The organism is Amycolatopsis sp. H20-H5, from assembly GCF_035828755.1.
Classification (GTDB): Bacteria; Actinomycetota; Actinomycetes; order Mycobacteriales; family Pseudonocardiaceae; genus Amycolatopsis.
The window spans coordinates 1-6,168 of record NZ_JAYMZS010000223.1; the positions used below are offsets into that span (position 1 = coordinate 1).

Genomic DNA, 6,168 nt, shown 5'->3' on the forward strand with positions numbered 1-6,168 from the left:
CTTCCCGAGTCGCACCGCCCGCGACGCCAGCCCGCCCAGCAGAAGGAATGGTCACACGCAAACACTCGCACAACCAGCAGCCGATATCACGAACCGACACGCAAAGATCTAGCTCTGTAGTACTAGAGGTCGAAGCCGACGACCCAGCGTTGCGCCGGGGTTCCGTTGCATCTGAAGATCTGCATGGCCAACCCCACGTCCGCCCGGCCACCGGGCACGTCGACGCAGAAGCCGGTGTCACGGAAACCGATCCGCGACTCCAGGATCGTGACGTTCGGCAGGTCGACGTTGGTGTTGTATTCCTCGTTGCTGATCCGCTTGCACTCGCCCTGCAGCAGGCGTGTCCCGTTGACGGCGCCGCCGAAGGCGTCGAAACAGAAACCGCTGGCCTGGTTGAGGAACATGTAGTGATGGCTGCCGACCCGCTGCTCCAGCCAACCCTGCGCGGCGTTGTTACGATCGCACGGCATCTGCACGATCGCCGCGGTTTCGGCGGTGGATCCGCCTTCGGGCTGCAGGCACAGGGAGCTGCCGCTGTTCTTGATGAGATGGAAGGCGGACGCGTCGGCCGCCGTGGCGGTGGCGGTGAGACCGACGCCCGCCAGCATTAACGTGGCGGCCAGACCGCCAAGGATGTTTCGCACCATGGTACGCATGAGCTCGAGGTTCTCCTTCGGCGAGAGTGTTCGCGGGCTGCGAACTTCGAGCGATCCTGACAGCCGCCGTCGACACCTCATCGACAATCCGTCGACAACCCCCAGACAACCCGTCGAGAATGGCGGGGCCGCACCTCCCGAGTCTCCGGTGGCGAGGGTCAGCTGCGCGCAGGGCGTTCCCGCAGATGCTTTTCGAGGGTACGGCGGAGCTTGCGTTCCGAGAGCCGTCCGTAGGAAAGGGGCCTGCCCTCGACGAAAACGCCCGGTGCGAACAACATGCCCGCCTGGATGGCCACCCGCTGTCCGTCCTCAGTGGACAGGTCGACCTCGGTCACCCGCAGCGGAAACTCGGTGCCCACCCGGTCGAGGATCCCTTTGGCGTGGTCACAGAAGGCGCAGACGTGCTGGGTCAGCAGGGTGATCGCCAGTGGCCTGGTCACGGCGCGCGTTCCGCGGTCAGGTCCGCGAGCATCTTTTGTGTGGGCAGGAACATCGTGTAGGCCGGTGCGCCGCCGTAGTCGGCCCGCCAGCGGATCGTCCCGTCCGGGCCGACCAGCACGAAGCTGTGGCCGTCGCGTGTGTCGCCCATCATCCCGTAACTGTTCGCGCGGTATGCCTGGGAAACCCGCATCGTCGGGTCCGAAAGCACCGAGGTGGACAGCTTCTCATCGGTCACTTTCCGCCCGATGAGGTCGGCCGGATCGGTGGTGATCGACACGACGGTGTCCACACCCGCGGCTTTCAGTGCGGGCCGGTTCTTTTCCAGGTCGCGGATCTGGTCCCAGCACGGCTGGCAGGACAGGCCTTCCTGGAAATACAGCAGCACGCTCTTACCCCGGAAATCGGCAAGCCCGACCTGACTGCCGGTGTCCGAAGTCAGCGTGAAGCCCGGAGCCGCGGTGCCCGTCCCGGGTTGACCCGCCACGTGTTCGAAGCCGGAGCCGCCCGCGGTGCCGCCGTTCGCGCTCTGCGAGTTCCGGTAGACGGCGAACAGCACGACCGCGGCGAGGACGACCACCACCGCACCGATCATCGTCGACCGGCGGGCACGCCTGCTGTCCGAGACGGATTTCGTGGCTTTACCGCTGATCTTGCTCACGTCGGTTCTCCTCGACGATCTGGGAATCGATGGGATATCGGTCTCGGGGGGGCACCTTCACCCGCACGGCGCGCCGGACGAACAGGGCGAAGCCGAGCGCCAGCACCACGACGACGACCCAACCCAGGATCCAGGACAGGTTGTTCAGGACGACACTGCTGAGGTGCCGCAGCCACGCGCTGATCTCGGTCTGCCAACCGCCGCTGGGCATTCCCGGGCCGGTCAACGCGAGCACCACGGCGAGCACACTCATGACGATCATCAGGCCGCCGCTGACCGCACTGCCCAGCACCAGCCGCCGCCCACCCAGCCGCACCACGATGGCACGGTCGGTGAGCAGCAGGGTGGCGCGTTCGCGCAGCTTGTCCTGCACCAGCGCCGCCAGTGCCAGCGGCGCGACCATGCCCGCGACGTAGGAAACACCGATGGCAAACGCCGCGGGGGAACGACGCGGCGGCACCGGAAAGCACCGCCACACCGGCGAGTACCGGTGCGCAGCAGGCGCTGGCCGCGCCGGAGAACGCGCCGAGCGGCGTACGCCGAGCTGAAGCTGCCCTCGCTGGCCGCCCGCCCGCCGGGCATGGGCAGGTTGGGCTTCCACCCGGCCAGCGTCGCGACTCCCCCGGCGACCATGACCACCCCGCCGATGGAGAAGATCCACCGGTGCTGGGTGAGCAGCAGGCTGCTCAGAAAAGTGGCGCCCAGCCCGATCGGCAGGATGATCGTCGCCACCCCGGCGCCGAACACCAGCGTGGCGGGGACCACGCCGCCGCGGTGGCGGAACCCGGTGGACAGGTAAGCCGGAAGCATCACCGATGCGCGGCACGACGCCAGCAGCGTCGTGCCGAACAGCAGTTCACCCATCGCACGCACCGGCCGTCGTCGATTCAAGGCTGCCTCCCGGCAGCACGGATGCACGCATAACGCTCCTTCATCAGCCACCAGATACTATCTACGTACGTAGATAGTATCTGACGAAGAGGTGTGGTCTCTGTTCGCTTGGCCGCCGCCTCAGCCGCCGGAACAAAGCACGGGTTCGCCGACGTACCCTGTGCTGGAGACGGGCGGGATCGGGAGGTCGGGTGCGCGGGTTCGGGGACCTGGAGGCGGTGCTCATGGATCGCCTGTGGAATCGCGAGGGCACGACGACGGTCCGTGACGTGTTCGAAGACCTGCGTCAAGAGCGGGAAATCGCTTAGAAGGCGTCTGAGAACTGTCGCAGCAGCCGCCGCTCGAAGCCTCGGGCACCTGTCCTTCGAAGCCGCCTACCCTCCACAAAGGACGAAAAATCCACCCATTCGCCCGTTTCATACCGCCATGACCGTTTCATGTGTGCCCCTGAAGGCCACCATGACAGCGTTAAACGCCGTGAAGGCTCCCATCAGGGCACACGGCAAACCTGGGGTCGCGACCGAAGGGACCTTCCCTCGACTCAACCTCGCAAAAGTCCCCTTCACCAGAACAGACCGTGTGAAAGTCCCCCGTCAGTCACGCGGCCCTCGGCGCCAAACTGGACGACATGACATCAGTTTCCGGACGCCCTCTTACACCGCGGTCATGACCACCATGGACAACCTGCATCGCAAGGGCCAGCTCAAACGCGAGCGGCGCGGCAAGGCGTTCGCCTACTGGCCGACCTGGACACGCGAGCAGTACAGCGCCCGCCTGATGCGCACCGCGCTGGACGCCGGAGGCGACTCTCGCGTCGTGCTGACCCATCTCCTGGAGTAGATGACCGAGGAGGAGTCGACGACTCTGCGCCAGGCGTTGCACCAGCTGTCCACGGCAGAGGACGCCCCGTGAGCGTCGCCGTCTGCCTCCTGCTCTACAGCTTCACCGTCGCGGTCCTGGCACCGCGGCCACTTCGCCGGTTGACCCGCGCCGGAGTGGCTCCACGGCTCGGGGTGATCACCTGGCTGGCGGTGCTGGGCAGCGTCGTCGCGTCCTGGGTGGTCTCGGCGGCCTTTCTCGCCGGTGAACTCGTCAGTGACTGGAACCGGCCCGGACAGATCGCCAGCGCCTGTTTCGCCGCGCTGAGCGCGATCGCGACCGGCCGCTCGGGCCTGCTCCTGCAGGCCGGGCTCCTCGCCCTGGCCTCGCTGGCCGCCTTCGCGATGGCCGTGCTGGGCTGGCGGCTGGGTCGCTTTCTGGCGACCGCACGAGCGCACACCCACCAGCACGCGCAGGCGGCCCGCCTCGTCGGCCGCCGCGTCGACGGGCTGGAAGCAGTGGTGCTCGACGCCCCCGAACGCGTCGCCTACTGCGTGGCGGGGCGGCCCGGCACCATCGTGGTCACCAGCTCGGCCCTCGACGTGCTCGACGACCGGCAACTGAGCGCGGTCCTGGCCCACGAACGCGCCCATCTGGCCGGTCGTCATCACCAGATCCTGGCCGTCACCCGGGCGCTGGCAACGATCCTGCCCCGGGTGGAGCTGTTCACCACCGGCGCGGCCGAGGTCGCCCGGCTGCTGGAGATGTGCGCCGACGACGCCGCGGTGCGCGGCCACGGGCACCGCACGTTGCTACGGGCACTGCTCGCCCTGTCCGGCGGAGCCCCGCTTCCCCGAAACGCCCTCGGCGCCACCGGTGTCGGCGTGGTGGCCCGCGCGCAACGGCTGGCCGCGCCCGCCAAACCCGGCGTCCGGTGGCGGGCCCGGCTGGCGTTGAACGCGGTCGTCCTACTGGTGGCCGGAGGCCCGCTGCTGACGGCGGCCCTGGCCGCCGGGGGGGCTCGCGCTGTGCAACCCCACGATCGGCTGACCACGCGGATTCCCCCGCTGTCGATTCGGGGCCGTCCCGTTCGACGCACCGGTATGACTGACACCAGGAACGAGCCGATCTCGACCAGTAATCTCGACCGATATGGGTCCGCGGAGCTGCCGTGGAGCCGTCCGCGCGACGTCCTCGCCAGCGACACACCCAAGACAGACCTGACGTTCTTCGTCGCGACCGTGCGGCCCGACGGGCGGCCGCACTCGGCGGGCGTCGGGGCCGTCTGGGTGGACGGCGCGCTGTACTTCACGAGCGGGCCGGGCACCCGCAAGTCGCGCAACCTGGCGGCGAACCCGGTCTGCAGCGTGTCGGTCCGCTTGCGCGGCATCGACCTCACGTTGGAGGGCAAGGCACTCCGGGTCACCGATCCGTCCACTTTGGAGCGACTGGCGGCCGTTTACCGGACGGGCGGCTGGCAAGCTTCGGCGGAGGGCGACGGACTCACCGCCCCCTACAGCGCGCCGAGCGCGGGACCCGCACCCTGGCACCTGTACCGCCTCACGCCGCACACCGCCATCGGCGTGGCCACCGCCGAACCGCACGGCGCCACCCGCTGGGACTTCGCCCACTGAGCAGGCCCGTGTCCCCGATGGGAAAGAAACAATCAGCACACTGCCGCCTACCGTTATTTCCTGGACCCGTGGAAGGAAAATTCCGGCGTTTGGGCCGGAGGGCCCGAGAGTGATATCACCAGGCATGCTCCTCGTGCGGACATCGCACGAACGAGCGAATTCGGTGATCCCGCGCGAGTGGTGATCTGGGGAAAGGTGATGGCATGCCCTTGAGGCGTAGAGCGTTTGCCGCCGGCGTGGCCGGGCTGTTCAGCGGGCTGTCCTGGGCGGCAGCACGTCCGGCGGAGGCCGCCTCGGTTCCGCCCTTCCGGCTCGACCAGCTGACCCTGGTCAACCTGTCGCACGTCAACGACCCGGCCAAGACCAATGGGTTCCCCGGAGACCCGGCGTTCACCCTCGAGACCATCGCGACCATCCCCCAGGAGGGCTACTACCTGCAATTCGTCCGCGAGGGTGAGCACACTGGCACGCACTGGGGCGCGCCCGGGCACTTCAACACCGGTGAAGCGCTCGCCGACCAGATGGACCCCGGCGACCTGTTCCTCCCGGCGGTGAAGATCGACATCCGGGCGAAGGCGGCGGCCAACCCCGACTACGCGGTGACGATCGACGACCTCAAGGCGTGGGAACGGCGGTACGGCCGGATCCCCGACGGCTCGATGGTGGTGCTGTGGACCGGGTGGGAGTCCCGCTGGGGCACGCCGTCGTTCCCGAACCTCGACACGGACGGCGTCATCCACCAGCCCGGTTTCTCGATCCCCGCGGTGAAATGGCTGATCGACACCGGCCGGATCGGGCGTCGCGGCGGCACCGGCACCGACACGTTCAGCCCCGACGTCGGCACCGAGGAGACGTACACCGTGTCCAAACTGGTCTACCAGCGACGCCGCGTCAGCCTGGAGATCCTGGCCAACCTGCGCACACTGCCGACCACAGGCGCGTGGGTCCTCGTCGGCGGCCCGCTCAACCGCCACGGCGCCGGCTCCACGGCGACGATCTTCGGCGTCCTGCCGCCCGGCGTGCGCGCCGACTAGCCCTTCCGTGACTGCCCCTGAAGGCCACCCTGAGG

8 protein-coding genes are annotated in these 6,168 nt (G+C 68.4%); 4 read left to right on the forward strand and 4 right to left on the reverse strand.

Annotated features, from left to right (window positions below; genetic code table 11):
• Positions 1-122 precede the first annotated feature (122 nt).
• The 4 genes from QMK34_RS46595 to QMK34_RS46610 form a co-directional block, all read right to left on the reverse strand.
• Positions 123-656, reverse strand: a complete 534-nt coding sequence (locus QMK34_RS46595) for an RICIN domain-containing protein (RefSeq protein ID WP_326421426.1) — start codon at positions 654-656, stop codon at positions 123-125.
• Positions 657-814: 158 nt separating this feature from the next.
• Entirely contained in the window at positions 815-1,096 is a 282-nt protein-coding gene (locus tag QMK34_RS46600) for a glutaredoxin family protein (protein ID WP_326421427.1), read from the reverse strand.
• Positions 1,093-1,755, reverse strand: coding sequence for a peroxiredoxin family protein (locus tag QMK34_RS46605; protein ID WP_326421428.1), 663 nt, complete (start codon positions 1,753-1,755; stop codon positions 1,093-1,095). Before QMK34_RS46605 ends, QMK34_RS46600 begins: the two co-directional genes overlap by 4 nt.
• On the reverse strand, positions 1,736-2,215 hold the full coding sequence (locus tag QMK34_RS46610) for a hypothetical protein (RefSeq protein WP_326421429.1): 480 nt from the start codon (positions 2,213-2,215) through the stop codon (positions 1,736-1,738). The genes QMK34_RS46605 and QMK34_RS46610 overlap by 20 nt, the downstream gene beginning before the upstream one ends.
• A 30-nt stretch (positions 2,216-2,245) precedes the next feature.
• Between QMK34_RS46610 and QMK34_RS46615 the strand changes: the two genes are divergently transcribed.
• The 4 genes from QMK34_RS46615 to QMK34_RS46635 all read left to right on the forward strand — a co-directional run bounded on the left by QMK34_RS46615 (position 2,246) and on the right by QMK34_RS46635 (position 6,133).
• The gene (locus QMK34_RS46615) at positions 2,246-2,554 is read left to right on the forward strand and encodes a hypothetical protein (RefSeq protein ID WP_326421430.1); all 309 of its coding nucleotides are present in this window, start codon (positions 2,246-2,248) and stop codon (positions 2,552-2,554) included.
• A gap of 551 nt (positions 2,555-3,105) precedes the next feature.
• Positions 3,106-3,486 carry a BlaI/MecI/CopY family transcriptional regulator gene (locus tag QMK34_RS46620; protein WP_326421432.1) on the forward strand — a complete coding sequence of 127 codons (381 nt, stop codon included), beginning with the start codon at positions 3,106-3,108 and terminating at the stop codon, positions 3,484-3,486.
• A gap of 68 nt (positions 3,487-3,554) precedes the next feature.
• Positions 3,555-5,099, forward strand: a complete 1,545-nt coding sequence (locus tag QMK34_RS48195; protein ID WP_442785370.1) for a pyridoxamine 5'-phosphate oxidase family protein — start codon at positions 3,555-3,557, stop codon at positions 5,097-5,099.
• Positions 5,100-5,302: 203 nt separating this feature from the next.
• Complete coding sequence (locus QMK34_RS46635) at positions 5,303-6,133, forward strand: cyclase family protein (RefSeq protein WP_326421431.1); 831 nt, start codon at positions 5,303-5,305, stop codon at positions 6,131-6,133.
• Positions 6,134-6,168 lie beyond the last annotated feature (35 nt).